The organism is Rhodoferax sp. RT5P35 (assembly GCF_056521385.1).
In genome coordinates, this window is record NZ_JBWMAX010000295.1 from 1 (window position 1) to 1,111 (window position 1,111).

Here is a 1,111-nt window from a genome sequence, read left to right on the forward strand (position 1 = left end):
AGCTGCAGCCCAAGCGCACCGGCGGTTTGCGCCTGCTGGAAATTCCCAAGGTCACACTCAAACAGGTGCAGCGCGCGCTCTACAGCGGACTGCTGCAACACGTTCCGGTGCACGAGGCAGCGCACGGCTTTGTTCCTGGGCGCTCGATCGCGACCCACGCAGCGGCCCATGCAGGCCAGGCCGTGGTGGTCCGGTTCGATCTGCGCGACTTCTTTGGCGGTATCCGCGCTGCCAGGGTCATGGCGCTGTGGCGTACCCTGGGCTATCCCCCCGGTGTGGCGCGTTGCCTGACAGCGCTGTGCACCCACCGGACCGCCAGGATGGTGGTGGATCGGTTGCGGGGCGACGGAGGCCTGGACTGGCTGGGTGCCAAACGGCTGCAGTCCGCCCACCTGCCCCAGGGCGCGCCGACCTCGCCGACGTTGGCAAACCTGTGCGCCTTTGGGCTGGATCTGCGCCTGGACGGTTTGGCCTGGGTGTTCGGTGCCCGCTACACCCGTTATGCGGATGACTTGGTGTTTTCGGGTTCGGCGGCCTTGCGCCCGCAGTTCCGGGCGCTGCAGGCCTGGGTGGCGGCAATTGCCGAAGACGAAGGTTTTGCCTTGCATCCGGCCAAGACCCGTTGCCTGCCACAGCATCGGCAGCAACGCATCACCGGCATCGTGGTGAACGCGCGACCGCATACGCCACGGCAGGATTTCGACCGGCTCAAAGCCTGTTTGCACCAGTGCGTGCACCAGGGGCCAGCGTCGCAGAACCCTGCCGAACTGGTGGATTTCCGCGCCCATTTGCTGGGACGCATCGGCTGGGTAGGGCAGTTCAATGCTGCACGGGCAGCCAAGCTGATGGGCTTGTTCGAACAAATCCACTGGTGATGGATTCAAACAAAATCAGCCTCCAACGCCCATTCCATGGGCGCAAACAGCTACGTTTTAAATAGCGCCTTGCCCCCCGCCTTCCGCACCGCCCGCAGGTTCGGTGCGGGCGGCGCCCAGCTTTTGGTAGAGCGCGGCGCGGGAGATGCCGAGGGCGGCGGCAGCGGCGGCCTTGTTGCCTTTGGTCATGCGCAGGGCGGCGGCGATGGCGCTGCGTTCGGCGGCATCGACCACGC

Annotated in this window: 2 protein-coding genes; one reads left to right on the forward strand and one right to left on the reverse strand. The window is 66.0% G+C overall.

The genetic code is table 11. The features are described 5' to 3' along the window. Positions 1–875, forward strand: an 875-nt coding sequence (locus tag AC097L_RS25755; RefSeq protein ID WP_479589537.1) for a reverse transcriptase family protein, incomplete at its 5' end; no start/stop codon positions are given. 57 nt (positions 876–932) lie between these two features. On the opposite strand, the gene AC097L_RS25760 is transcribed toward AC097L_RS25755, so the two are convergent. Then, the gene (locus tag AC097L_RS25760; protein ID WP_479589538.1) at positions 933–1,109 is read right to left on the reverse strand and encodes a helix-turn-helix domain-containing protein; all 177 of its coding nucleotides are present in this window, start codon (positions 1,107–1,109) and stop codon (positions 933–935) included. Positions 1,110–1,111: the final 2 nt, after the last annotated feature.